Source organism: Pedococcus sp. P5_B7 (assembly GCF_054049895.1).
On sequence record NZ_JBFULM010000009.1, the window covers coordinates 53609 to 77284 of the forward strand.

A 23676-nucleotide genomic window follows, 5' to 3' on the forward strand; every position below is an offset into this window, starting at 1 on the left:
ACCCCTCACTGACTCATCCAGGCACGGTGACCAGTGCGGGCCAACGACCAGATCAGATCGAAGGCTTCGGCAACCCGACGCGACCAAGCTTGCGGCCGGTCGGGTCGGCGAAGTCCTCCGCACTGACCTCGGGCCCGCGCCCCGCATCCTTCAACAGGTCCGCCAGCTGCCCGGCTCGCTCAGCGGACAGGTGGTTGCCCTGAACCCGATTGTGTATCAGCCCGTGAACAGAGACGCCAGTCGTGTTCACCGCACGAGCAGCAACGCGTCGCGCGTCATAGTCCTCCGACAGGAGCACCTTCATCCTTGTGGAGTCACCCTCGCCCGAAGCGCGGCACATGGCGATGATGACCGATTCCGCCCAGTGCTGGCTGTCCGACTTCAACGGGCGCCCATCCGCAACGTCCGCCTGAGCGGTCTTCACGGCTTCCAGCGTGACCCACTGCTCGCTGTCGACGGCCAACCAGCCCTCCGGCAAGTCCGCCAACGCCGTCTGCGCAAGCTGTGCCGTCTCCGTCTGAGTGCAACGGAACTCGAGCTCGTCCCTCACGATGTCGACGACCATCACCGGGTCGTCACCAATCTCAGCCAGGACCACCGCAGCGATGTCGGCATGGACGGCCATCGACAGCATTGACGCCGTGTCGACAAACCAGATGTGAGAGCCCGGCTGACCGCTCACGCCATCGCCGGTGCGAAGACGCCGAACATGACCTCATCAAGAAGCTGCTCATCGTCCTCACGCCCAAGGACCACCGACACCGTGTGCATGCCGACCGCACCGGACCGGGCCGCCTCGACCGCCGCAGTGGACAACCTCGCCGGCGGACGCAGCTCACGAAGCACCTGCTCAGGACCTGGCCGGTCCGGCACCCACGGCTGCGCCACACGAACCAGGTTCCCCGCCGACAGCTCCCGCACGAGGCGCTCCTTCACCACCACAGTCAAGAAACCAGCGTCGACGATCTGCCCCAAGGCACACGGCAGAGAGACGCCGTGCTGCGCCATCAGGTATCCGATGGCCAACTGGCCACGGGTCGTACCGTCCGCCATGTCCTGTGCCGTCGCACCCAACCACGTCATCGTGTCTCGCACGGCCTTCACCGGCAACAACAAGTGCGCGGCGAAACTGTTGACCCGGCGCTCGAGGTAGGTCCCGGCGTACATGTCGCTCTGCCGTTCCTCAATGACGTCCCTGGCGTCGTTCAGTAGATGGTGCCCGAGCTCATGAGCAAGCGTGAACCGCGTCCGCCCCAGCGGAAAGTCGGTGTTCACCACCAACAAAGCCGCATCCCCGTCGTGGGCGCACAACCCATCGGACCCATCGCCCAGAGGGCTCAACGCAACGTCAGCCGCAAAGTGCATCTCGATCAACGCCGGGAGGTCCCCGACGGCGGATGCGCCCAGCTCCAAGTGCTTGCGGACCTCCTCGGCGAGCGACCGCCCCTGTCGAACAGCTTCAGGCTTCGTCCGCGGCGTCTGCGCGTAGTCCTGAGCGACCAGCTGCGCCACGGCTGCCCCAGCCGGCGACAGCTGCCTCCCGGGCAGGTCCGACCGCTGAGCCAACCGGTCCTCAGCCTCCAACAGCGAGATGGCCCGACCTCGAGCGCCAGACGTCGCACCTTCACCAGCCCCCGCAGCAACCCGATGCGCCAGGGCCAAAGCAGGGCGCGAAACATCAGCCACACCCATCAGGGAGGACATCGACACGCGCAGCACGCGAGCAAGCGCCGGAAGCTCACGCGGCGCAACCCGACGCTTGCCGTTCTCGATCTTGGACAGCTTGTCCGCACTGAGCCCGACCGCGGTGGCCAACGCTGCCGCCTCCATCCCCGCACGCCGCCGAGCAACCCGAACGCGACGACCCACCTCCACGTCCAGTGCTGGAGCAGCCGCATCGACAGGACCGGGCAGCGGCGACAGGCCAAGCAGTTGCGCAACCTGCGACGCGCTCTCCTCGACAGTCATGACAGTCCCTCCCTGGGTCTGGATATTCGATGCGCCAACCGGGACGGTGGGCGCGGCTTCGCTGAGATGGTTCCCACAATAGCAGCAATCGCAAGTGCGCCAACACACAATTGCGATGGATTGTTCCGGAGACTATGTCGCCCGACGAACCGCAGCGCGAGCGCACACGGCCACGACCTGCCCTGGTGCGCAGGTCAGTGCGTCAGCGGGTGCGTGATGGCAAGCATCAAGAAGCTTGCAACCATGACCAGCACCGTGGTCCGCAACCCCGTGACCATGGCGGCCACGGTGTCGTGGCCCAGATGCTCCGCCTCCGCGTACTCGCGCGCCAAGACCCTCAGGCAACCTCCGCGCTCCGCCGCAAGAACGTCCGGCAGGTACGGAGCTCCGATGTCGGAGCGGCCAGTCAGGATGCCAGCGGCCGCAAGGACAGCCGACCCGTCGAGCACGAACGCGAGCAAGAAGGTCACCATCGTGAGCCATCCAGGGTGCTTGACCGAACCATAGGAGGCGACGACGGCGCCGCCGAGCAGCAGCGCCGTGGACAGCACGACCTGGGCACGTGAGCGAGTCTCACGCTTGTCCGCCTGCTGACCGTCGATGCTGCGACGAGCTTCGGCGATAAAGTCACCCAGGTCGTCGCGGTCCCAATCCGCCGGAGGGTAGGGCAACTGCGGTCCAGGAACCGGCAGCCTCGGCGTCGGCGCACCGGTGCGCACAGTCAGACTGGCGTAGACCAAGTAGATGCGCGCCTCGTGCAACCAGTCTGAGCTCACGACCCCTCCTGCTGGAGCCAACGAGCCAAGGCCCGAGTCACCTCGCCGGCAGGCCCGGCCGGCAGGAACAGCCACTGACCCGCAGGGTTGAGGTCCACGAACCACCAGGTCCCATCGGTGTCCCGAATCCAGTCCTGGGAGGAGTACCCAACCCGGCACGCTCCAGCGACGGCAACCGCCTGCTCGTGCACCATCTGCGGCGCGCGCTCATCAACGAACCCCTCGTGTGCGGCCGCCGATAGTCGCCAGTCATCCGGAAGCCCTGTGGCGGGCAGCGTCGCAGAGAACACGTCACCGCCAACCGTGACGACGCGTGCATGGACCGATGCCTCGACACGATGCTGGTACAGGAACGGGGCACCCGCGACAGCTTCCAAGGACGCAACCGTGACGACCCGGGTCGGCACGATAACCGGGGCGGCGTCGTCGTCGAAGAAGTGGCCCGGACCCAGAGGCTTCGCCACCCACGTACCATCGCCACTCAACTGCGCCCTGTCGGTGGTGACAAGCCACGTCGGCACCGGGCACAGCGGCGCAGCACAGCGGTACTGCCAAGGCTTGTTCTCAGCGGCAGCAACTTGGTCCAACGTGGTCAGCCACCGGGTCCGGTCATCGCGCAAAAAGGTCGCGAGGGCGCTAACCGCCGACTGACGGACAGCCCCGTCGAGGTCCCCACCACGCATGGGCTCCACCCACTCGGGCCCAGCCAACCGCCGCAACCAACCCCGACCACCGACCGGGACACCGTCGAGCACCAGCCCGTCGGCGCCCATCGTGAACGGGCGGGCCAAGAACGTCTCCGCGTCCACAACGACAACATCAGCCGACACGTGTTCCAGGACAGCGGCAACGTGGGGGTCGCGACGCGAGCCAACGATGACAGCCACGCTCAGGTGAAGGCGCCAGCGGCCTGACTCAGCACGCTCCGGTCGTTGTCGACGGTCTCGATGGACGCGGTGATGCGCGTACTCATGGAGAACGGCGCGCTGTCGTGGTCGCGGGTTGCAACGGGCACAGCGTGTGCGGTGAACAAGGAGACCCCGGCACCGGCCGGGCTCCCCGTTGCCGCGGCGGCAACGACCTCGTCGGCCGAAGTGGATGCAACGCAGGGCTCGTGGGTCATCGGTACACGTCCGCCGCGAGCATGGTCGGCGCGAATTCCTCGTCGACGCTCTCGATCTGCGCAGTACGCCTTGTCCCTGCCAGCTGCACGCCTGCGGGCTCGGACGAGTCAGAGACGGGTGTCGCATGAACGACGTACAGAGACGGGCGTTCCTCGATCATTCATCCTCCTCGTTGACCTCACCCCATGTTGCCACGAACCATGTACGCGCCGTGCCGACGACGAGAGCCTCGCCGTAAATGCCGACTCGAGCCAGGAGTGTCCCGGCCAGACGAGACCGTAGGTCGAGTGTCCGCCGAGAAATTGGACTGTCTTCGGCATCGGGGAACTGGCAGTGCAATGCAGCAGGCAGGAAGTGTCTCGCCAAGAAGCAGCGCGAACTTGGCGGGACACTTCCACAAGATCCCGCAACCGCAGCCTGGATGTTGCGCCTCTGCCGGGCGAGTCGGATGAGCGATGGTCCGTCCGGTTCAAACTGCCCTGGGACTCCTGGGACCAGCGGGTAGCTGCGTTCCGCGATGCGCGGCTCAGTGACTGGCACCGCACCTTTGTCACGAACTCGAGGCCTCTTTGGGACTACATCTTCGATCCGTCGTGGTGGGGTGTCGGCGACCCGGTCCAGGGGACCGTCCATTCGATCAGCCGCGCGGACGTGGTCAAGGCGGTACGCGTGACGTAGCGCAGCGGCGGGGGAGGAGGTCTCCAAGGGCAAGCGGACTCGCCACGTCGTGCCCCGACCTCGGCGTAATCAACTCAGTTCGCCAACGAAGGAGCTGAGCATGACAACTATCCCGATTGGCAGCGACGCCCGTCGCCGCTTGCAGGAGGCGCAGCGCGCCGAGTCGGCTGCCGTGGCGGCCACGACCAAGGCGTATGCGGCACTCGCCCGCGCACAGGGCAAGGTCGAGACCGCGCAGGGCGAGGTCGACCGCGCCGTCGCGGCCTTGGTCGACGTCTCAGGTGTCGACCGTGCCGCGCAGCTGTTGGGCCAGCCCGTCGGCGTCGTCAGGCGCGCCCACCAGCGCTGCACGCGGCCGGCCACTGAGCCGCGCGGCATACCCCAGCGGCCATCCGCACCGTGAGCGCCGTCGGGTCGGCGACCCTGGTGCGCCTCTTCTACGCTGGCCCGGTGGAGCCATGGACTCATGAGCGGGCGCGAGCGATTGCCCAGTCGCTCGTGGGGCCGCTGGGGCGCCGCTGGCGGCATACCGTGCAGGTGGCCCGCCGGGCCGAGCAGATGGTCGCCGCCGGCGCCGACCCTGCGGTCGTTCTGGCGGCGTGGTTGCACGACATCGGCTACGCCCCCTCGGTGGCGCGCACCGATCTCCACGCCCTCGACGGCGCCCGCCACCTGAGCGCCTTGGGCGCACCACGTGAGGTTGTGTCCTTGGTCGCCTACCACACCGGTGCCGAGTTCGAGGCGGTCGAGCGCGGCCTTGACACCGAGCTTCACGCGTTCGACCGGCCGCACCAGGCCGCCCTCGACGCCCTCACCTTGGCCGACCTGACGACCGACCCGGCCGGCGGCGTCGTGGCGGTGGACGAGCGGCTAGCCGAGATCCTCCAGCGCTACCCGGCCGACCACCCGGTGCACCGCGCGATCGAGAAGTCCTCGCCCTATCTGCGGGAGTGCGCGCAGCGCGCCGCTACCGGGTACGCCGGGCGTCAGGGGACCTGATCAGCCGATGAACGGCTGGTCGCGGTGCTCGAGGTAGTGCTGGATCCGCAGCCGCATAGAGGGATGCATGGGCAGCTCGAGCAGGTCCCCGGGGGTGACCCACTCGACCGCCTTGCTCTCGGAGCTGGTGCGCACCTCGCCGCCGAGGAGCTGGGCCCTGAAGCACAGCGAGAACTGCTGCCGCACCTCGCCGTCGTCGTAAGCCATGACATGCCGGGGGTTGGTGTAGGTGCCGACCAGGCCGGTCACCTGCACGTCGTAACCGGTCTCCTCCTTGACCTCGCGGATCACGGTGTCGGCGATGGACTCCCCGATGTCGTGCCCGCCCCCGGGAAGGGCCCACAGGTTGTTGTCGGTCTTGTGGATCAACAGGATCCGGCCTTGGTTGTCCTGGACGACAGCGGTCACGGACGGCACCACGCTGTTGGCGGCGGGCGCGTTCGGGTCATCGATGTAGTCGATCCGGGGCATGGCCGTCACGCTACGTGATGTCGGCGGCCCCCACCGCCCGGGCGGTGTCCCAGGTGCGCTCGAACCCGTCCAGGAAGTGGGTGAACATGCGGCCTCCGGGCAGGTGATGCAGCTGCAGCACGGGCGAGCTGCCGGCGGCGGCTCCCAGGACGTGGGTGTTGACGAGCAGGTCGTCGTCGAACCTGAACATCGAGGCGTAGAGCGTCTGCTCGTGCATCCGGGCCGCGATGTTCGGCTCGTCGAGGAAGGGCCGGAAGTACTTCCAGGTCAGGGTGCACCGGTCGGCCAGGGAGGACCCGATGCCTTCCTCCAGACCGCGCAGCCGCACCGCGTCGCAGGCAGGGTCACCCAGACACAGGCGCACCTGGACACCGTCCGCGGCCCGCTGCGCGAGGGTGGCGTCGAAGTCCGGCACGGCGTCGTGCAGGAACGTGGCTGCGAAGGCGAGGATATCGATCTGCCGCTGCGCCTGGGCGAGCAGGCCGGACCAGAGCGCCATCGGGATGGCGCCACGGCTGGGGTGGACGCCCACGAGCTCTTCGCGGCTTGTCTCACCTCGCTGCGCCTCCGAAACCGCTGTGGGCCACAGGAAGCCGTCGTCCTTGCCGACCGCGCTAGCGACCGCCATCCGGTGAACGCGATGGGGCACGCGGTCCTTGGTGATCCACCGTTCCACGGTCTTGGGGTCCACCCCGACGATCTCGCTCAGGCCGCCGACAGACAGGTTCGCGCCGACCAGCGCCGCCCGCAGTCGCTCGTTCGCCATCGCGTTCCTCCCTGCCTCGTGCGGACGTGCTGTCACATGTGCCGCCCCGCCGGACGTCCCGAACCGTCCCGTGGCGCGGTTATCGCGTCCCCGCCCCAGCGGCTGTCCTGAACATGCGCCGCATCAGCGGCGGTCGCTCGGCGAGAGCGGCCAGTGACTAGTGAAGCGGATGAGCACCGTGAACAGCAGACCTGCGCAGGCACCTGTGGATAACCCGCGACCCGTCGCACCCATCCACAGGCACGCTGGTCGTCGTTTGCCGATCACTGTTCGGCGCCCTTGCCTGAAAGGCAGCAGCGCTGGTCCGCATCCGGGACAGGGGAGGCAGTGATGACGTTCAGACAGCAAGGCAGGGCGCAGGCGGTGATGCGAGCGCTCTTGGACTGCCCGCGGCTCGACAGGCCCAGCAGGCAACGCGACCGGCTGTGGCTGGTGGTCCGCGACGAGGTCTGCACCCGTATCAGTGCCGAGGTTGTCCCGCTCGGGTCGACCGCAGCCGTCACCGTCACCGAGGACCACGCCACCGCGGAGCTGATCTGTGCCATGGAGTGGCTCTTCAAGCACGAGACCAAGGCACGCAGGCTGCGCCCCGACGCCCTCTACTCCCACCTGCGCAGCGCCGCCACGCGCCGCGACCGTGGCTCGGCCCGCGCTGCCCAGGCCGACGCCCTGCGCGGCATGACGGGTGTCCGCCCCGGTGATGCGGTGCAGTGGGTCTCCCGCGAAGCGATGGAGGTCTGGTGATGGCTACGGCGCTGGACGAATGGATCCGCGACGAGCTCCGGCTTGGGCAGCACGACCCCCGACTGTCGGTCGTGGTGCCGGCGGCCGACATCCTGCTGTCCCGGGCGGTGGCTGCGGCGCAGCGGGGCGCGACCGACCCGCTGGTCACCGTGACCGCCAAACGCGCCGGAGGGAACTCGCGCGCCTGCACCAAGCGGATGCTGGAGCAGCTCGGGCTTGAACCAAGCTCCCGCCGGGTGGTGCACCGCCTGCTAGCCGGGAGTCCCTCCGGCTGGCCGGGGCTTCTGCGGATCTTCAGCGAACAGCGCCACCTCAGCGATGCGGAGCGGATCTACGCCCGTCGCCAGCTGGGACTGTTGGACGGCTGAGACCGCCACCCTGATGGCTGACGTCTTGCCGTGGCTCAGGTGCGCTCAGGGCGCCACGGTTGAGCGGATCGGATCCAGTGCGGGGTGGGAGACGAGCGCCTCGGGCCCGTACAGCATGGCGACACCGGCGACCGCGAGCACCGCGGCCTGCGGTCCGGAGAAGAGCCGGGGCCGGCCGTCTCCGTAGTCGAGGATCACATGGCCGGCGACCAGGTCCGCCTCGAACCCGACCAGGGTCGACCACCATTGCGAGCGGAGGGTGCCGTCGGGCAGCCGCACCAGCAGCCGGTGGTCGGTGACGACGACGTGGCACCACAGGGCTGGGCTCCACTGCCCGTCGACGCGCCACCGCACCCAACTCCAGGCGGTGCGGTGAGCGTGCTCGCCGGCCTCGAGGACGATGCCGAGCCCCATGACGTCGACGTGCTCGGGTGCCCGCAGGCCGCCCAGCTCGAGGGCGAAGGCGCAAGCGTCGGCCGCCGCGACCTGCCCTGCCGGGCCGTGCGCGGAGGCGGGCTTGCTGGCTCGGAGCCTGGTTCGCATTGCACCTCCCTGGCGGTTGTGGCTTCCTGACACTGTCTCGCACCGTCACGACAGCGCAACCCCACCGGACGGATGGTGCCCCGTCGCGGCCGTACACCGGCCATGACACCTCTGCGCGTTGCTGCCACGTTGGCCGCCGGTGCCGTCGCGGTGGGGGTTGTGGGCCTGACCGCGGTCGCGGGTGCGCCGCCCCAGGCGGCACCGGTGCCGGTGTGCGCCGGCACCGGCCCGGTGGCCGGGCTCAGCGACGTCCAGGCGCAGAACGCCCGCACCGTCGCTGCCGCGGCGTCGACCCGCGCCGGGCACCAGGGCGCGGTGATCGCGGTGATGACCGCCATGACCGAGTCGAGCCTGCTGATCCTGGGCAACCCCCACGACCCCGACGGCACCACGCTGCCCAACCAAGGACTGGGGTACGACCACGACTCTCTGGGCCTGTTCCAGCAGCGTCCCGGGTGGGGGACCGCCACCCAGCGGATGGACCCGGTCGCCTCGACCAACCTGTTCCTCGACGCCCTTTTGGCCCTGCCGGGCTGGCAGCAGACAGATCCGTGGGTCGCGGCCCAGCGGGTGCAGCGCTCCGCCTGGACCGGCACGCCCACCGAGGTCAACGGCTGGTCCGACGTCGTCGGCGGCAACTACCTGGCCCACGCCCAGCGCGCCGCGAGCATTGTCGACGCCATCGTGGCCACCTCGCCGGACTGCGGCGCCAGCCCCGCCGACACGGTTCCGGTAGGCCTGCCGCCCGGCTACACCCTCCCCGCCGATACCTCCCCATCTGCGAGGGTCGCGGTCACGTTCGCACTGGCGCAGCTCGGCAAACCGTACGTGTGGGGAGCGACCGGCCCCGCGGCATACGACTGCTCGGGCCTGACCAGCACGGCCTGGCGAACCGCCGGGGTGACGATCGGGCGCACCACCTACGAGCAGGTGAACGACGGCACCCCCACCACGCTGGACCGCCTCGCCCCCGGGGACCTGATCCTGACCCCCGGCAGCGACGGCACCACTGCCGCCCCGGGTCACGTCGGCATGTACATCGGCGACGGTCGGGTCGTGGAGGCCCCGCAGACCGGGGACGTGGTCAAGGTCGTGAGTCTGTCCTCGTACGTCTCCGGCGGCGTCTCCACGGTCCGGCACGTCGCGTGAACGGGCGCCGACCGATGGTGCCCCGAGCGGCCCGTACACCAGATACGTGCGCGGGAACGGCCCGCCGCAGCTGCGAAAGGCAACGCCATGTCGGCACCCACCATCGACATCCAACCCAACACCACCGGCCTGCCGGGCCTGGCCGCGCTGGAGTCCATCGTCGGCGCCCTGCTCACCTTCGGCCTGGTCGCCGCGGTCGCCGGGGTCGCGATCTCCGCCTCCGCGTGGGCGATCGGCGCGCACTCGTCCAACCCGCACGTGGCGGGCAAGGGCAAGTCCGGCGTCCTGGTGGCCGGCGGTGCGGCCCTGCTGATCGGCGCCGCCAACACGATCGTCACCTTCTTCAACAACGCCGGAGCCTCGATCCGATGAGACACCTCGGTATGCCGCGCAGCCGGCACTCGCGCCGCCGCCTCTACGTGGGTTCCGTGGTGAGCCTGCTGGCCGTCGTGGTCGCGGTCACCGGTCTGCTCACCCGCAACCACAGCACCTCGGACAGCGTTGACCGCGTAGTTCCGGCGCCTGTCCCGAGTGCGCCGCGCCCCACGCCTGACCGCGGGGTTCCGCCGCCTGCCTCGGGGCGGGAGGTCGACGACGCCGTGGCGGCCATCGCCAGAACACCGCGCTACCCGGCCGCCCCGGCCGCCACCCGCATCACCGGCGCCGCCGCCCAGCAGCCGGACCTGTACGCCGCCGAGTTTCTCCGCCGCCTCCTGACCCGGGACTACACCAGGCCACGCGAGGAGCACCTGCGTTGGGTGCAGGCCGAGTCAGCCACCACCACCGAACCGCTCGTCATCGGGCTCGTGCCGGACCATCTGCGTGACCGGTTCGCCGTCTGGTCCGTCACCGACGCGACCGACGGCCCCGCGCCGGTACCGTCCGCGGCCGAATGGGCGCGGCTCGGGGCGTCCCGAACCATCGACACCGTCACGGTCGAGCGGGTGCAGGAACCGACCGCGTGGATCGGCGCCGTCCAAGCCGGGCGCATCACCGACCCCGGCATCACCGCCCGGCAGGTGAGCGCCACCGTGATCCGGCGGACCGGCGCCACGACGCAGACCGTCAGCGTCTCGACCAGCCTCAACCTGGAGGGCCCACCGGTTCGTCCCACCTGGGGCGTCGTCGCGGTGATCACCTACACCGCCATCCCGGTGAGCGCGTCATGAGCTGCACCGGCCCCAACACCCTCAACCCGCTGTGCGTGGTCTCGAACGCCGTCGCGGACCAGGCCAACGCGGCCGCCACGTCGACGTTCACCCACATCGCCGGGTACTTCGGCACCGCCGCCGAGCACGCCACCGTGTGGCTGTGGAAGGAGATCGACCACGCCACCACCCTCGACCTGCGCTCACCCGACCTGCTGCGCGAGCTCGCCATCACCGGCGCGATCGCCGGCGTGATCTGCATGGGCCTGTTCGTCATCCAGGTGATCCGCGGGATGCTCCGCCGCGAAGCCGGCGCCCTCGGCCGCGCCCTGAGCGGACTCGTCGTCGCGACCATCGGCACCACCTTCGCCCTGGCAGCCACCCAAGCCCTGCTGACCGCGGTCGACGCGCTCAGCGCCGGCGTCGTCCAGGCCACCATGGGCACCAACATCTCCGGTCTAGGTGCCAAGCTCACCGCAGTCCGTCTGTCCAGTACCGGGAACCCGGCCACCGTGCTGCTGCTGTCCCTGGTGATCCTGGCCGCGGTGGTGATCGTGTGGGCGGCCATGCTCGCCCGCAAGCTGATGCTGCTCGTCGCCGCCGTGCTCGCGCCGATCGCGTTCGCCGGCGCGGTCGCGGACTTCTCCCGAGCCTGGGTGCGGCGCTGGATCGAGTTCGTCGTCGCGATGGTGGCCTGCAAGCTGCTGCTCGTCATCATTCTGTCCATCGGGGTCGCCGTCCTCGACGGCGCCGGACAAGCCTCCGGGGGCGCCACCCAAGCCACCACCCAGATGGTCGGCGGCGCCCTGGTGTTGTTGCTGGGCGGCCTGGCCCCGTGGATCGCGATCAAGACCTGCACCTTCGCCGGCGAGGCGCTGCACGCCGCGCACGTCAGCGCCATCCACTCCTCCAGCGGCGCCCGCGCCGTGATCAGCGCCCCGCGCAAGGTCGTCGCCCTGACCTCGACCGCCCGCGCCCTCGTCCCCGGGGTCGGGGCCGCAGGCGGTGTCGCCCTCGGCATGGCGGCCGGCGGAGGCGGCGGCCGTGCACCGGCCAAACGCGGCCACGCGTCTGGCGCCCTCGACAACTCACCCCGCCCAGTCGAGGCCCACGGCGACGGATCCGCCCAGAGCCGCCCGGTTGGGGCCGGCGAGCAACCCGGCCGAGTCGCAGCCTCGGCCACGCCCCCGGCCTCAACCGGGCCAGCCGCCGCCCGCCACTCCACGACACCGCCCGCGTCGAGCCCGCCCACGGGTCCGAACCCTCACGCAGGCCCATCGCCTCAGCCACCGCACCAGCCGCCGCCCCCTCGACAGTGAGGCACGAGCATGACCGACACCCTGACCAACACCCGCCCCAGCGACGCGGCTGCGCCCGCCGCGGTCCGCTTCTCCCGGCTGCCCCAGCGCGGCATACTCCTCGGGCTCTCCGCCCCCCGGTTGGTGTGCCTTGGCCTCTCCGTCGCTGTGCTCGTGGTCGCCCTGTTCGCGGCCGGCTCCACCGGTGCCGCGCTCACCGCCCCGCTATGGGCAGGCGCGGCCGCCGCGGCGCTGGTCCGCTGGCGCGGCAAGACCCTCGTCGACCTCGCACCCACAGCGCTGCACTACCTGTGGCGAGCCCGCACCGGGCAGACCCGCTACCGCGCCCGCCCCGAACACCCCCGCCCCGCAGGCACGCTGGCGCTACCCGGCGACGCGGCCGCGCTGCGGTTCCTGCCCGACCCCGACACCGGCACCGCGATGCTGCACGACCCGCACCAGCACACCCTCACAGCGGTCGCGCTCGTGCGACATCCCGCGTTCGTGCTGCTCTCACCGGACGAGCAGGCCCACCGGGTGCACGGCTGGTCCCGCGCCCTGGCTCACCTCGCCGCCACCGGCGGCACCCGCGTCCAGGTCCTGGAGATCTCGCTGCCCGACGCCGGTCACGGGATCACCGGCTGGTGGCAAACCCACCGCGCGGGGGATCCCGACGGCTGGGCGGCGCGGGAGTACGAGCAGCTCATGACGACCGTCGTCCCCGCCGCCGCCACCCACCGCACCCTGGTCGCGCTCTCACTCGACCTGCGAAAGGCCGGCGCCCACATCCGGCAGTCCGGCCGCGGCCTACGCGGAGCCGCGGCATTTCTGAAGCAGGAGATGACCTCCTTGGAGGCCAACCTGCGCGCCGCCGACCTCATCCTCGACACCTGGCTGGGGGAGCCCGACCTCGCCGCAACGCTGCGCACCGCCTACGACCCCCGCTACGGCGCGGGCGACCACACACCCGCACGCCTCGAGGCAGCTGGGCCGGTCGCGGTCGACGAGCACTGGGACCACCTGCGGCACGACACCGCCTACTCCGCCGTGCTATGGGTCAAAGAATGGCCCCAGACCGCGGCACCGTCGTTCTTCCTGCACGCCCTCATCTTCCAGCCGGCCATCCGCAAGACCCTGTCGATTAGCTACGAACCGGTCCCCGTCGAGGAGGCCATGCGCGACATCCGCCGCGCCAAGGTCGAGTACGCCACCGACGCCGCCCAGAAGGCCAAAATGGGTGTGCTCGCCGACCTGTCCGACTCCGTCGAGGCCGCCGACGTCCTCGACCGCGAACGGGCTCTGGTTGCTGGGCACGCCGACATCCGGTTCACCGGGATGCTCACCATCACCGCCCCCACCCGGGACGAGCTCGAGGCGGCGGTCGCCGAGATCACCCGCGCCGCGATCCAGTCCGGCTGCGAAACCCAGCGCCTGCTCGGGCAGCAGGCCCGCGCGTTCACCGCGGCCGCGCTGCCCCTGGCCCGGAAGGTCGCCCGATGACCCGGCCCGCCGCCTTCTACTCCACTGCCGGCGAGCGACGAGGTATGCCCCGGAGCAAGCAAGGCACCCTGCCCCGCGTACGCAAGGGGCCGGAGTCTCGGCCGCCCGAGACGGTGACGGACGCCGACGCCGTGGCCTACCTGCCCGCCCGCGGTGAGCCCGGACCGGAGGCGGGCCGGTCGCTGCGCCCGTTCCGGCTCCCTGCCCACCGCGCGACCTCCGACATGGTCGCGGGCGCATACCCGTTCCTCGCCGAAGCAGGGCTCGGCTCGGAGGGCGTCTACATCGGGCAGGACGCCTGGTCCGGCGGCGGCTTCTGCTTCGACCCCTGGGTGCTGTACGGCAACGGGGTACTCACCAACCCCAACTGCGTCCTGGCGGGCGTCGTCGGCAAGGGCAAGTCGTTCCTGGCCAAGTCGATCGCCACCCGCTCCATCGCCCTCGGCCGCCGCGTGTACGTGCCCTGCGACCCCAAAGGGGAGTGGACTGCGGTCGCCGCCGCGGTCGGCGGAGCGTCCATCCAGCTCGGCGGCGGCACCCGCCACCGGCTCAACCCCCTCGACCCCGGCCCCCGAAACTCGCAGGCCAGCGACGAGGAATGGCGGCACCAAGCCACGCTGCGCAGGCGGGTCCTGCTCGGGTCGCTGGCCGAGTCAGCGCTCGGCCGGCTGCTGCAGGCCGTCGAACACACCGCCCTCGACGTCGCCCTACACTCTGCCCTCCAGGCTGCGGCGGAGCCGACCCTCCCACTGGTGGTTCAGGCCGTGCTGGAACCCTGCGTCTCCGTACCCGGCGCTACGGCCGACGAGCTCGCGCGCGACGGCCGTCACCTCGGGCACGCGCTGCGCCGACTCGTAGCCGGTGACCTGGCGGGCCTGTTCGACGGACCCTCCACCGTCGAACTCGACCCCACCCTGCCCATGGTCACACTCGACCTGTCCCGGGTGCAGGGATCGGACCAGATGATCGCCATGCTCATGACCTGCGCCTCGGCGTGGATGGAAGCAGCCCTCGCCGACCCCCACGGCGGGCAGCGCTGGGTCATCTACGACGAAGCCTGGCGACTCATGCGACAGCCCGCCCTCCTCGCCCGGATGCAGTCGCAGTGGAAGCTCTCCCGCGGGCTCGGCATCGCGAACCTGCTCATCGTGCACCGGCTCTCCGACCTCGACGCCGTCGGCGACCACGGCTCCGCAGCCCGGGCCATCGCACGTGGGTTGCTTGCCGACTGCTCCACCAAGATCGTCTACCAGCAAGAGGTAAGCGAAGCCGCGCACGCCGCTATCCAGCTCGGGCTCACCACCGCCGAACGCGACCAGCTCCCCGATCTCCAACGAGGAGAAGGCCTTTGGCGGGTTGGTAACCACGCCTTCGTCGTGCGCCACACCCCCACCGCCGGAGAGTCCGGGATCTTCAACACCGACGCACGCATGACGCTGAAAGGCAACGGGTTCCCGGCTTCTCGGGCCGAAATCCGTTGAACCCGACCGCACTTCGCTTCGGCCAGCCTACGTGGTCTTAGGGGTTCGTGGAACCCGGATCGCGGGGATCCGGGTCGGGGCGTACCACTGCCGCGGCATCGCGCACGCGGTGGTGACGGTGGGTGACAGTTTGCCTCATGGACACCTAGCCGGTTGTCGCCGGACCGGACGATGTCGCAGGTGGCCCGTACTGTCACTGGCAGCTGGGGACGAGATGCCCCCACGCGCAATGGCCAAACCCATGGAGGAGAAGAGACACATGGCTGGGGAGACCGTAAGCCGAGACGACCTGAAGCGGGCGCGGGGGGTCCTGCCGTATCCGAGCAGGGATCCGGTCCTGCCGAATCCGAATGCGACAGGGCAGTTCGTCTTTATCAGCCTGCGCCCGGAGCTGGACGAGGCCACGGTGCGATCGTTCCTCGCCACGGTGCAGGATGCGACCGAGCAGCTGCGCGCACAAAAGTTCGGCCCGGACCGGGTTGCGACCGTTGCCACCGGGTTCTCCGGCACGTTCTTCACCAAGCCTGACGGGACCACCCGCTTCGCCAACGTGAGCCACGTGCCGGCGGGGCTCAGAACGCCACCGGTTGTGGACGGCTCGCAGGGTGTCCCGGCCGACATGGTGTTCTACGTCGTGTCCACGTCCGAAGGGTGCGCGGCCCGGTTCATCGCCCGCGTCGCCACCGATCCGGCTGTGGCAGCGGTCGCGCTCGAACGGGGGTACCAGCGCCCAAACCACGACGAGCCGTTCGGGTACCGCGACGGGGTCCGCAACATCGAGGAGAAGAGGCAGCGGCCCGACGTCGTGTTCATCGACCAGGACCAGCTACCCGAGGAGCCGTGGTGGGCGCACGATGGCACTTACCTGGCGTACCTGAAGATTCAGCAGGACGTCGCCGCCATGGCTGCGATGCCAGCGGCTGAGCAGGACGCCATAATCGGCCGCACGAAGGAGGGCCGCCGGCTCGACCAGGCTCCGCAAGAAAGGGTCAACGCCCGCACCGAGGGCCCGTTTACCGGGGACCTGCCACCGGTCGACTCCCACGTGCGCAAGAGCGGTCCGCGCGGCGAGTTCCACGACGCGGTACGCATCTTCCGTCGGGGCCTGCCGTACTTCGAACCTGACGCCGCCGGACACCTGGTCCAAGGGCTGCACTTCGCGTCGTTCCAGTCCACCTTGGATGCGTTCGACGTCATCTTCAACCGGTGGATGGTTAACCCCGCATTCCCGCGAGGTGGTCCGAATCAACCTGACCGTCTGCTGCGCCTGGTCAAGGTGAACCGGCACGGGTTCTTCTTCGTCCCGCCGGACACGACCGACCACCCCGCCGGCGACATCATGTTCATGCCCAGCCCCAAGTCGCGCAAGCCGAAGACTGGTCGTGTCGCCGTACGCAAGAAACTGCTCGACGGCAGTACCGCAGGCCCGCACAAGGGTGAGCTCTCCGGGTTCACGTTCGCGCTCTTCGACACCGCAACCAACGCGCAGGTTGGCGGGACCTTCGCGACCGACGGTAAGGGGCACGCTCTGTCCGATGAAGTACCGTTGGGGCAGTTCGTGCTTCGCGAGGTCGCAGGCGCCGAGGGCATCCCGGCCGGTCCCGACAAGGCGATCACGCTGTCCAGTGCCCGTGAAGTGGTCCAGTTCGAAAACACGGTGCCACCGACAACAACGTACTGACAGTGGCCGGCTCCGCGGCAGCTGCGTGGCACCACGACGGGCGCAGGGCACGCTGGAGATGGCCGGCGACGCCGTGGCGCCTCGGTCGTTGGCGAACCCGTGTTGCCGCGTGTGGTTGACGCTCAAAACCGAGCCGCCGCGCCCGGAGGTGGGCCGGCACGTCTGACCGCACATGGTTGTCCGTGCCGGGGCGCGCGCCATCGAGGAAACGTGCACTCGACCTGGGCCCAGTGTTGACACCCCTATCCACCCCGGTCCCGCTGTTTGCACAGCCTGCCCGTGGCCGGTGAGCCACCTCCACAATGTGGACCTACCGTTCCTTTACCTTTCGCTGCCGCAATCATTGCCTTCGCCCGCTCCTCAACGGGGATCGTCGCGTGGCCCGAATCACTGGTCGGTAGGTCGCGTCGAGCAGCATGAAACAGCCATGCGGGCGGATAGGGGCAGGGGTACGTGGTGGCAGTTCACGAGGGCGCTCCCGCGTCCGGCGTTGCATGCGCGAGGCGCCCAGTCTTTGAGGCTCTGAGGATCGTGTCTGGCGACGGCGCAGTGCAGACCGCGGACCTCTTCGCGTCACTGGCCGAACGCGGCGCTGCGCTCGTCGACCGCCAGCATGAAGTGCTGGACGCGCTGCAGCTCCGCGAGGAGGACCCCCAGCGACTCGCTGGCCTGTTCAGCCTGGACCACCTCGCCGCCCAACTGCGCCGCAACAGCAATGCCGCACTCGTCCTGGCCGGACTTCCGACCATCCGCAGCATTCACGAGCCGACGGTGCTGAGCGAGCTCGTCTGCGCTGCGGTTTCGGAAGTCAACGGCTACCAACGAGTCACCGTTGGCGCCTTCCCCACCCGCCGCGTGCAAACACGCGTCGCATCCGACCTCGTGCACCTGCTGGGTGACCTCCTCGAGAACGCGCTGGCCGTGTCCTCGCGGTCCGGCGGGGTGTGGGTTCGCGGCGAACGCCCCACGTCATCAGGGACCACTGCACCAGCCACGCTCAGGGTCGGCGACAGCGGAGCAGCAGTCTCAGACGCCGCTCTGGACAATCTCAACGACATGCTCGCCGGGCGCGCCGATCACATCAGGACCGGCCGCGGCGTCGGTCTCGTCGTGACCCGCGAGATCGCCCGCCGGCACGCGCTGACCGTCCAGTACAGACGGCTGGTGAGCGGGGGGCTGGTCGCGACCGTCGCGATGCCCGACGCGCTGTTCGAACCCACGCGCCCACGAGATCCCTCCACCAGGGCGGACGACCCGATCAGCTCCGTACTTGCGGCCTCACCGGACGGTCGGACGCACACCCGAGTCGCAGCGGCCGGTTCGCGCAGCCGCTGAAGGGCAGGTCACGGTCCAAGGCCGCCCAGCCCCGCAGTCCCGTCGGCAGACAGGGCTTGGGGTCTGGTTCGTCTGGACCCAAGCACTGGGCGCGAATCAGCCCTCGGAGCGACAGAGCTCGGCCTGGCGCGCCCGCGCGCCACCGGACTGAACCGAGATTCCGTCGAAATTGACGACTACGTTGCGCACGTGCAGGACCAGCCAGCGCACCGCCGTACGTCGAAGTTTGCTCGCGTTGATCACGGCGCAGCTCGTCATTCGGCCGCGCGAACCGGTTTACGGCAGCGGGGAGCCCGTCTTGCCATCGCGGCCGGCCCACCGACATCATCGGCGAACCAGCACAGCCCTCTCGTCGCGCCGCATCAATGAGTCCCGGTGCCCTGCGACCACTCGAGCCGCGATGGCCTGCGGGGTCGAGCGTGCTTTCGCGGATCGGGTGCGCGGAGTCGTCGTGTGAGCCACTTCACACGATGGTGAAGGAGGTACCCCACGGTAACCGTGTCGCTGCGCTGTCTAATTCCACATAGTCACAATCTGACGCGCTTTCGAGCCGGGCCTTTAGTAGCAACGGAATGTTGTACAACGACGTCCGGTTGCCGCGGGTGATGTGAAGTCTGTTTAGGGACCATAGGTTGTGAATGCGTTGGGGCCGCATCTCCGCGGGCAGACTGCAAAAGGGCTGAACGGTGCTCTCGTCCTTGATGGCCCATGAGCCGCCCTGACGCCGGGCGAACGGGTGGGGCCGGGACGCAGCGTCCCCCCAGCCAGCCTTGCGCCCTAGTCGCCGACAATGATGCGAACGTTCGGGCCACACTGTCGGCGGCTGTGGGCATGGTCGGTCTTGCATCCGTAATGGTTGAGGACGGACGACGGGCCATCCAAATACTGGCCGACCTCCACCCGAGGGTGGTCCTCCTTGACGTGCAACTGCCCGGTCTCAGTGGGATCGAAGTCTGCTGGTGGATCCGACGCCAGCGCCACCTTGCGGACGTTCCGGTGATCCTGCTCAGTGCACCTACGTCGCAGTTCGAGATCGATGCGGGCTTGTTGGCCGGAGCCAACCACTACGTGAGGAAACCGTTTAGGAGCGCCCACATCACAGCCCTCGTCGCGCACCACCTCGTTGGGCGCCCCCCATTGCCGCCCCCGGCCCGCGTGATCATCACCGACCCAGCGGACTGAGGGACAAGGTCCATGACGGACGCGCCCGACAGGTCCCCGGCGCAAGAGATGTCATCGATCAACGACATCATGCAAGTGCTGATTTTCGTGTGCCTACGTTCGGGGTGTGAGATCAATCCGCAGCCCCCACGCCGACCGGTCGGGGAAGTGGGGCCGATACTTCAGGGTCTTGAACTGATGGTCGCAAAAGGTGCGCGCGTTGACCGCGGCCTACCGCCCCGACCGGGCCAAAGGCCGAGCCGCTGCCTATCGCCCACTAAGGGCGGCTCACTCCGCCCAGGCTGGTGCACGGGCTACATCTGGATTGCGGGATCCGTAAGATCGGCCCGTATACCGCTGCTGGAACGAATCACGGGGTCGACCCACCGTCGCTGGACGGTATGAAGTCCGCTGCCAAAGCCTTGACGTGGGCCGGACCCGGGTGCGGGATTGTTCCTATTGTTGGCTCGTCGTACGAGAATGCGATCTCATCGAAGTCTCGCTTGATCCCAGCTGGCAGCTCGTTGTCCGCAACGATGAACTGAAACCGTCCGGGCGTGGCATCGACCTGGGTAACAAAGCGACGATACATCTGCCCAGCGATGTCCTCGGAGGTGCTCACGGCGATGCGAGGGCTATCGAGCACGAGGAAAGCGGGCAGCCTCGTGTCACGCCAACGACCAGCGACAGTCAGTAGTGTTAGCCAGTAGGCAACCTGAGTGGCTGTGATGATCCCTCCCCCCGCACTGGCTTCCTGAAAGGGTCCGCCGTTGAGGAGCGGAAGGTAGGTGGTGCGGCTTATCGATGCGGTCTCCACGCTTGGGATACCGAAGTCGAACACGGTCTGCTGGAACTCTTGATCCAGGTCGGCAAAGAGCTCATCTTTTCGGCGTTCGAGGGCGCCCTCCTTAGTCTGCAGCTCCTTCTGCAGGCGCCCCCGTCTCTTACCGAGCTCGTCTGCTGCCAACGAAAGGTCCTCTGCCCGGTCCCATTGACGCAGCGTGAGGTCAAGGGATTCCTGCTCCGCGGCGGCACGCTCAGCGCGCGCTGCGGCATCCGCGTACGCCTGGAGCCGAGGCGTCACGCGCGAGCTCGTTCTCTCGTCAATCTCGCGAGACAGAGACGAAACGAGGCTGGCGCGGTTCTCCTCAGCCGTGCGGGACTGCGCCGCTTGCGCGGCAATGATTCGCAACTGGTCCTGGATCTCGTCCCGCTGGGTGCGGAGCTGCTCGCCTTCGTACTGATTCGCTGCCGGTAATCCTTCGATGACGTCGGCTTGGAGACAAACAGGGCATTGTTCGGACGGGACGTCGCGCTGGTCGAGGCGCTGGGTACATCGTGGACAGACCACAAACTCGATATTGGCCAGTCGCAGCCCAGCAGCCTCGGCGCGAGCCAGCCGGTCAATGTCCTGAGCGATACGACGGCCTTCGGCCTCGTATTCCTGTCGTTGGCGGGCGAGTTCTGTGCTGAGCTCACGGGCCTCGGCCAGGGCCCGTTCGGCGTCGGTGAGGAGATCCCGGAGAACCTGAGACTCGCGGTCGATCACGCTACTCACCTGGCCGTGAAGCGAGGCAAGGGTCGCCCGCGACTCGCTCTCCCTATTCTGGGCGTCAGTGAAAGCTGCCTCTGCCTCGAAGCGGCTTGTAAGGCCTGTCGCCGCTAGGAACTCGGCGACGACTCCCGCGTCATGCTCAGCGGCGTCAATCTGGCCCTTGAGGAGGTTGATCTCAGAGCGCATCTGCAACATGTCTGCAGTGGTGATGCCGAACATGAGCTCGAAGACCGACTTGCGTTTGGGGTCGTAATAGCCATCTTGGCTCCCCGCGATGTCGCGGTTCATCTCCGCTTGCGGCACATACATGTACTTGAACACGTCGTTGAACGTGATCTGCGCACCTGCGCTTGTGCTGCGCTTACCTCTCGCGGCAGCCTTTAGGCCCGTCTCCAGGCCGAGGGCCGTCATGAGCAGCTCGTTAAGGGTTCGCTCATCACCCGACGTCTGGCAATCCGGCAGTCGTTCCGCAGTAACCAGATCGACGACACGCACCGTTCGACGCCGGTCGGGATCGAGCGCCCGTGAGAGCTGCAGCCGCGCGTCACCGATGCGCAGCGAGACATGGACATCGACAAGATCGCGACGCGCTACGGGCGCCAGAAGCGCGTCGCCTCCTAGGGCGAACTTTAGGATCTCGAGCAGCGTGGTCTTACCAACGCCGGTATGTCCGGCGAGGACGGTTAGGTCGCGCCCGAAGGCGTACGTGACATCCCCGGCCGTCGTCTCGAGCCGGAGCGTGTCGACGCGGAACCTGACGGTCATGAGATCACCTGTCTGTGCGGACGGTCCATCAGCTCCGCCAGTCGGTCATAGATGCGCTCCTTGACGGCATTCCCACTCATCCCCGTAGATGCTTGCGCGACCGCCAGGCACCGGTCCGCCACCGTTCTCCACAGTGGGTCAACTGCCAGCTCGCCAGCAAGGCGCTTGCCGGCGGTCGTGGCAGTAAGAGCGACACTTCCCCGTCGCCCCTTGACGTAGCGAATAAGGCCGCGAGAAACGAGGGCACCAATCACGGGGTAGTACCGGTCGTCCCAAGGTCCGAACTTGTAGCGAGTCATCGGATCGTCCACTTCGGTCGGCGCTGCTAGCTCGTGCTCATCGATGTGCATCCGCTTGTCGCCGGCGGGCAACTCGTCGAGCACGACGCTGGCTAGAGCCGGATAGCGCACGAGAAAGTCCAGCTTGGCAAGCTTCGTAAGCCCATCCAACCTCCGGTTATGTCCAGGTTCGGCCGCTACCGCGTTGACGAGAAGCAGAACTCTCGCTTGGTGATAGGCCAAGTCGTCGAGGACGGCTCGGCGCGCCACGAGCTCGGACTCAGAAGTCACGATGCGCCACCTTCGCTGTCGGCGACGAGTTGCGCGAGAGCGCCCTTCGCATCAAATCGATCCGAGTACCAGGCGCGGCACAGGTTGGCGAGATCCGACACACCGCCCAGCATCAGTTCCGCACTGAGCCCATGGGCTTCGGGTGTCCCATCCAATTCACGAAATCGTGAGTCGATGGCCCGCCACAGCTTGCTCCCCCAGGCAGCACCCTCGACCCGGACATCGTCGGTCACTTCGTCGAGTACCCGTCTGAGGGTGTCGGTCACCTTTCCCCTCTGGTCCACCACGGAAGGCTGTCCCAGTCGCGCCCGCCAGTACCGCCGATACTGGAGTCGCAGGTCGTCGGCGCGCTCGATTGCGTTGTCCGAGCATCCACCTTTGACCATCTTGACCGCCATCGGGTTGGCCATGATTAGTCTCGGCAAGGGCTGGTAGCCGTCGGTATGGCGGAGGGCGAAGCGCACGGCAAAGTCGACGTCCTGGAGCGTGAGTCGTCGAGCCGCCAGTGGTTCATCATGGACGATGTCGAGCGGCGTAGGCAGATGACCTCCGACCCGCTCGCCCGCTGCACGCATGCGCGGCCCGACAAGCGCGAGAACCGCTCGCCAAACGGCAGCGGCAGCATGGGCCGATCCGAGCCGAGCGGCCACGTGTGCGCCGTAGCGATGCGCGGCAAGGTCGGGGACCTGGTCGCGCCTCGGCTCGCCGACCTGGAGACTCAGGCCGGCGAGAAAGCGCCGCGCGTCTTCTTCCGACTCCTGTTCCGGGACGACACCGTCGACCGTCAGAATGGATGCGACGGTTGAGCGGAACTGTGAGATCACTTCGACGGTCTCTTCGTCAGCGGCATTTTGATCCGAGCGGAGTCGCTCGCATACTCGACCCGTCTTGGCCCCCATGTCGGTCAGACCACTCGTGGTGACAAGCCGGCACGTCGGCGACCTGCTCAGAGCCATCCAGCGCTGGTACAGGTGTAGCGCCCCTCCATCGAGCAGCAGTTGCCGCATGCTGCCGAACGGTGGAATGCTGGCCTCGCGGTGCTTACCGGACACGAGCTCCGCGTCGGAGCCCCGGATGATGGCCCAATCCTCATGGTGTTCGCACACGACGACGAAATCCGCTCCAGCTCGCAACGTGCCGTCGCCTTCGAGAGCGTCGAAGTACAAAGCCAGCACGTCGGCCGTGGCCATCATTGCCTGCCAGTAATAGCGGTCAGCGGTGGCCGCTCCCGCGTCGTCTGGCGGCACGGTCACGAGCAGCAGCGCGGCGGCACTGACCGGGGCCTGCTCCATGACCTGCCTGTTTCTCCCCTGGTGTAGGCGGACTCGCCCCCGCTAGAGCAGTCCCATCTGCCGTAGCCTGTCACTTGCGGTGCCGGGATGTGTGCTTTCGGACGATTTTGGCCGCCCAGCACGATGACAGCCGTGGCGCGCGAGTCGGGTTTCTCCCGATGCAGACCGAACTCCAGCTCGCACGGGCGTGTACGCCGTATTCCACCGCCTTGCGTTTGGACGAGCGAAGAAACAAGGTAGGGCGTATGGGAGCCGCCGACGTCGACGTACATGACCGCATCCATGACGAGATCACGAGTCGGCGG

At 68.4% G+C, this 23676-nt stretch carries 26 protein-coding genes; 13 read left to right on the plus strand and 13 right to left on the minus strand.

The window, feature by feature from the left end:
* Positions 1 to 52: 52 nt before the first annotated feature.
* The 6 genes from ACXJKD_RS19090 to ACXJKD_RS19115 all read right to left on the minus strand — a co-directional run bounded on the left by ACXJKD_RS19090 (position 53) and on the right by ACXJKD_RS19115 (position 4028).
* A complete protein-coding gene (locus ACXJKD_RS19090) occupies positions 53 to 682 on the minus strand; it encodes a hypothetical protein (protein ID WP_457256485.1) in 630 nt (209 codons plus the stop codon).
* Positions 679 to 1968, minus strand: a complete 1290-nt coding sequence (locus ACXJKD_RS19095; RefSeq protein WP_457256487.1) for a helix-turn-helix domain-containing protein — start codon at positions 1966 to 1968, stop codon at positions 679 to 681. The genes ACXJKD_RS19090 and ACXJKD_RS19095 overlap by 4 nt, the downstream gene beginning before the upstream one ends.
* Before the next feature lie 194 nt (positions 1969 to 2162).
* Positions 2163 to 2744, minus strand: coding sequence for a hypothetical protein (locus ACXJKD_RS19100; RefSeq protein WP_457256488.1), 582 nt, complete (start codon positions 2742 to 2744; stop codon positions 2163 to 2165).
* Positions 2741 to 3631, minus strand: a complete 891-nt coding sequence (locus ACXJKD_RS19105) for a hypothetical protein (protein ID WP_457256490.1) — start codon at positions 3629 to 3631, stop codon at positions 2741 to 2743. The genes ACXJKD_RS19100 and ACXJKD_RS19105 overlap by 4 nt, the downstream gene beginning before the upstream one ends.
* A gap of 2 nt (positions 3632 to 3633) precedes the next feature.
* Positions 3634 to 3867, minus strand: a complete 234-nt coding sequence (locus ACXJKD_RS19110; protein WP_457256491.1) for a hypothetical protein — start codon at positions 3865 to 3867, stop codon at positions 3634 to 3636.
* Entirely contained in the window at positions 3864 to 4028 is a 165-nt protein-coding gene (locus ACXJKD_RS19115) for a hypothetical protein (protein ID WP_457256493.1), read from the minus strand. Before ACXJKD_RS19115 ends, ACXJKD_RS19110 begins: the two co-directional genes overlap by 4 nt.
* Positions 4029 to 4646: 618 nt before the next feature.
* On the opposite strand from ACXJKD_RS19115, the gene ACXJKD_RS19120 reads away from it, so the two are divergent.
* Together ACXJKD_RS19120 and ACXJKD_RS19125 are read left to right on the plus strand one after the other, a co-directional pair.
* Positions 4647 to 4949, plus strand: coding sequence for a hypothetical protein (locus tag ACXJKD_RS19120; protein ID WP_457256494.1), 303 nt, complete (start codon positions 4647 to 4649; stop codon positions 4947 to 4949).
* Positions 4950 to 4996: 47 nt separating this feature from the next.
* Positions 4997 to 5545, plus strand: coding sequence for an HDIG domain-containing metalloprotein (locus tag ACXJKD_RS19125; protein ID WP_457256495.1), 549 nt, complete (start codon positions 4997 to 4999; stop codon positions 5543 to 5545).
* Here ACXJKD_RS19125 and ACXJKD_RS19130 read toward each other — a convergent pair whose 3' ends face one another.
* Both ACXJKD_RS19130 and ACXJKD_RS19135 read right to left on the minus strand, forming a co-directional pair.
* A complete protein-coding gene (locus ACXJKD_RS19130; protein WP_457256497.1) occupies positions 5546 to 6016 on the minus strand; it encodes an NUDIX hydrolase in 471 nt (156 codons plus the stop codon). It abuts the gene before it with no gap.
* Positions 6017 to 6026: 10 nt separating this feature from the next.
* A complete protein-coding gene (locus tag ACXJKD_RS19135; RefSeq protein WP_457256499.1) occupies positions 6027 to 6782 on the minus strand; it encodes an XRE family transcriptional regulator in 756 nt (251 codons plus the stop codon).
* A 330-nt stretch (positions 6783 to 7112) separates the two neighbouring features.
* Here ACXJKD_RS19135 and ACXJKD_RS19140 point away from each other — a divergent pair, with 330 nt between their 5' ends.
* Positions 7113 to 7526 carry a hypothetical protein gene (locus ACXJKD_RS19140; protein ID WP_457256500.1) on the plus strand — a complete coding sequence of 138 codons (414 nt, stop codon included), beginning with the start codon at positions 7113 to 7115 and terminating at the stop codon, positions 7524 to 7526.
* Positions 7526 to 7894, plus strand: a complete 369-nt coding sequence (locus ACXJKD_RS19145; RefSeq protein ID WP_457256502.1) for a hypothetical protein — start codon at positions 7526 to 7528, stop codon at positions 7892 to 7894. Before ACXJKD_RS19140 ends, ACXJKD_RS19145 begins: the two co-directional genes overlap by 1 nt.
* A 45-nt stretch (positions 7895 to 7939) precedes the next feature.
* Here the strand turns inward: ACXJKD_RS19145 and ACXJKD_RS19150 are convergent, their stop codons facing one another.
* Positions 7940 to 8437 (minus strand): hypothetical protein, encoded by a 498-nt coding sequence (locus tag ACXJKD_RS19150; protein WP_457256504.1) that lies wholly within the window; start codon positions 8435 to 8437, stop codon positions 7940 to 7942.
* A 102-nt stretch (positions 8438 to 8539) separates the two neighbouring features.
* Between ACXJKD_RS19150 and ACXJKD_RS19155 the strand changes: the two genes are divergently transcribed.
* The 8 genes from ACXJKD_RS19155 to ACXJKD_RS19190 all read left to right on the plus strand — a co-directional run bounded on the left by ACXJKD_RS19155 (position 8540) and on the right by ACXJKD_RS19190 (position 18029).
* Positions 8540 to 9586: a C40 family peptidase gene (locus tag ACXJKD_RS19155; RefSeq protein ID WP_457256505.1), complete on the plus strand. Its 1047-nt coding sequence runs from the start codon at positions 8540 to 8542 to the stop codon at positions 9584 to 9586.
* An 87-nt stretch (positions 9587 to 9673) separates the two neighbouring features.
* Positions 9674 to 9958, plus strand: coding sequence for a DUF6112 family protein (locus ACXJKD_RS19160; protein WP_457256506.1), 285 nt, complete (start codon positions 9674 to 9676; stop codon positions 9956 to 9958).
* The gene (locus tag ACXJKD_RS19165) at positions 9955 to 10755 is read left to right on the plus strand and encodes a hypothetical protein (RefSeq protein WP_457256508.1); all 801 of its coding nucleotides are present in this window, start codon (positions 9955 to 9957) and stop codon (positions 10753 to 10755) included. The genes ACXJKD_RS19160 and ACXJKD_RS19165 overlap by 4 nt, the downstream gene beginning before the upstream one ends.
* Entirely contained in the window at positions 10752 to 12053 is a 1302-nt protein-coding gene (locus ACXJKD_RS19170) for a hypothetical protein (RefSeq protein ID WP_457256510.1), read from the plus strand. The genes ACXJKD_RS19165 and ACXJKD_RS19170 overlap by 4 nt, the downstream gene beginning before the upstream one ends.
* Positions 12054 to 12062: 9 nt before the next feature.
* Positions 12063 to 13532, plus strand: coding sequence for an SCO6880 family protein (locus tag ACXJKD_RS19175; RefSeq protein ID WP_457256511.1), 1470 nt, complete (start codon positions 12063 to 12065; stop codon positions 13530 to 13532).
* Complete coding sequence (locus tag ACXJKD_RS19180; protein WP_457256512.1) at positions 13529 to 15013, plus strand: ATP-binding protein; 1485 nt, start codon at positions 13529 to 13531, stop codon at positions 15011 to 15013. Before ACXJKD_RS19175 ends, ACXJKD_RS19180 begins: the two co-directional genes overlap by 4 nt.
* A gap of 259 nt (positions 15014 to 15272) precedes the next feature.
* Positions 15273 to 16694, plus strand: coding sequence for a Dyp-type peroxidase (locus ACXJKD_RS19185; RefSeq protein ID WP_457256514.1), 1422 nt, complete (start codon positions 15273 to 15275; stop codon positions 16692 to 16694).
* A gap of 531 nt (positions 16695 to 17225) precedes the next feature.
* On the plus strand, positions 17226 to 18029 hold the full coding sequence (locus ACXJKD_RS19190; RefSeq protein WP_457256515.1) for an ATP-binding protein: 804 nt from the start codon (positions 17226 to 17228) through the stop codon (positions 18027 to 18029).
* Between the two features lie 96 nt (positions 18030 to 18125).
* Here the strand turns inward: ACXJKD_RS19190 and ACXJKD_RS19195 are convergent, their stop codons facing one another.
* Entirely contained in the window at positions 18126 to 18272 is a 147-nt protein-coding gene (locus ACXJKD_RS19195; protein ID WP_457256516.1) for a hypothetical protein, read from the minus strand.
* A 465-nt stretch (positions 18273 to 18737) separates the two neighbouring features.
* On the opposite strand from ACXJKD_RS19195, the gene ACXJKD_RS19200 reads away from it, so the two are divergent.
* A complete protein-coding gene (locus ACXJKD_RS19200) occupies positions 18738 to 19211 on the plus strand; it encodes a response regulator (RefSeq protein WP_457256518.1) in 474 nt (157 codons plus the stop codon).
* Positions 19212 to 19560: 349 nt separating this feature from the next.
* On the opposite strand, the gene ACXJKD_RS19205 is transcribed toward ACXJKD_RS19200, so the two are convergent.
* Genes ACXJKD_RS19205 through ACXJKD_RS19215 form a run of 3 tightly spaced genes read right to left on the minus strand, consistent with a single transcriptional unit; the run spans position 19561 to position 23371 of the window.
* Positions 19561 to 21510 carry an AAA family ATPase gene (locus ACXJKD_RS19205; RefSeq protein ID WP_457256519.1) on the minus strand — a complete coding sequence of 650 codons (1950 nt, stop codon included), beginning with the start codon at positions 21508 to 21510 and terminating at the stop codon, positions 19561 to 19563.
* Positions 21507 to 22079: a hypothetical protein gene (locus ACXJKD_RS19210; protein WP_457256520.1), complete on the minus strand. Its 573-nt coding sequence runs from the start codon at positions 22077 to 22079 to the stop codon at positions 21507 to 21509. The genes ACXJKD_RS19205 and ACXJKD_RS19210 overlap by 4 nt, the downstream gene beginning before the upstream one ends.
* The gene (locus ACXJKD_RS19215; protein WP_457256522.1) at positions 22076 to 23371 is read right to left on the minus strand and encodes a hypothetical protein; all 1296 of its coding nucleotides are present in this window, start codon (positions 23369 to 23371) and stop codon (positions 22076 to 22078) included. Before ACXJKD_RS19215 ends, ACXJKD_RS19210 begins: the two co-directional genes overlap by 4 nt.
* Positions 23372 to 23676 lie beyond the last annotated feature (305 nt).

Coding starts and splice junctions, on each gene's coding strand:
- ACXJKD_RS19200 (WP_457256518.1), top strand. CDS start 18,738: ATGAGCCGCCCTGACGCCGGGCGAACGGGTGGGGCCGGGACGCAGCGT.
- ACXJKD_RS19140 (WP_457256500.1), top strand. CDS start 7,113: ATGACGTTCAGACAGCAAGGCAGGGCGCAGGCGGTGATGCGAGCGCTC.
- ACXJKD_RS19110 (WP_457256491.1), bottom strand. CDS start 3,867: ATGACCCACGAGCCCTGCGTTGCATCCACTTCGGCCGACGAGGTCGTT.
- ACXJKD_RS19180 (WP_457256512.1), top strand. CDS start 13,529: ATGACCCGGCCCGCCGCCTTCTACTCCACTGCCGGCGAGCGACGAGGT.
- ACXJKD_RS19130 (WP_457256497.1), bottom strand. CDS start 6,016: ATGCCCCGGATCGACTACATCGATGACCCGAACGCGCCCGCCGCCAAC.
- ACXJKD_RS19120 (WP_457256494.1), top strand. CDS start 4,647: ATGACAACTATCCCGATTGGCAGCGACGCCCGTCGCCGCTTGCAGGAG.
- ACXJKD_RS19205 (WP_457256519.1), bottom strand. CDS start 21,510: ATGACCGTCAGGTTCCGCGTCGACACGCTCCGGCTCGAGACGACGGCC.
- ACXJKD_RS19165 (WP_457256508.1), top strand. CDS start 9,955: ATGAGACACCTCGGTATGCCGCGCAGCCGGCACTCGCGCCGCCGCCTC.
- ACXJKD_RS19170 (WP_457256510.1), top strand. CDS start 10,752: ATGAGCTGCACCGGCCCCAACACCCTCAACCCGCTGTGCGTGGTCTCG.
- ACXJKD_RS19215 (WP_457256522.1), bottom strand. CDS start 23,371: ATGGAGCAGGCCCCGGTCAGTGCCGCCGCGCTGCTGCTCGTGACCGTG.
- ACXJKD_RS19135 (WP_457256499.1), bottom strand. CDS start 6,782: ATGGCGAACGAGCGACTGCGGGCGGCGCTGGTCGGCGCGAACCTGTCT.
- ACXJKD_RS19145 (WP_457256502.1), top strand. CDS start 7,526: ATGGCTACGGCGCTGGACGAATGGATCCGCGACGAGCTCCGGCTTGGG.
- ACXJKD_RS19115 (WP_457256493.1), bottom strand. CDS start 4,028: ATGATCGAGGAACGCCCGTCTCTGTACGTCGTTCATGCGACACCCGTC.
- ACXJKD_RS19095 (WP_457256487.1), bottom strand. CDS start 1,968: ATGACTGTCGAGGAGAGCGCGTCGCAGGTTGCGCAACTGCTTGGCCTG.
- ACXJKD_RS19175 (WP_457256511.1), top strand. CDS start 12,063: ATGACCGACACCCTGACCAACACCCGCCCCAGCGACGCGGCTGCGCCC.
- ACXJKD_RS19150 (WP_457256504.1), bottom strand. CDS start 8,437: ATGCGAACCAGGCTCCGAGCCAGCAAGCCCGCCTCCGCGCACGGCCCG.
- ACXJKD_RS19160 (WP_457256506.1), top strand. CDS start 9,674: ATGTCGGCACCCACCATCGACATCCAACCCAACACCACCGGCCTGCCG.
- ACXJKD_RS19155 (WP_457256505.1), top strand. CDS start 8,540: ATGACACCTCTGCGCGTTGCTGCCACGTTGGCCGCCGGTGCCGTCGCG.
- ACXJKD_RS19185 (WP_457256514.1), top strand. CDS start 15,273: ATGGCTGGGGAGACCGTAAGCCGAGACGACCTGAAGCGGGCGCGGGGG.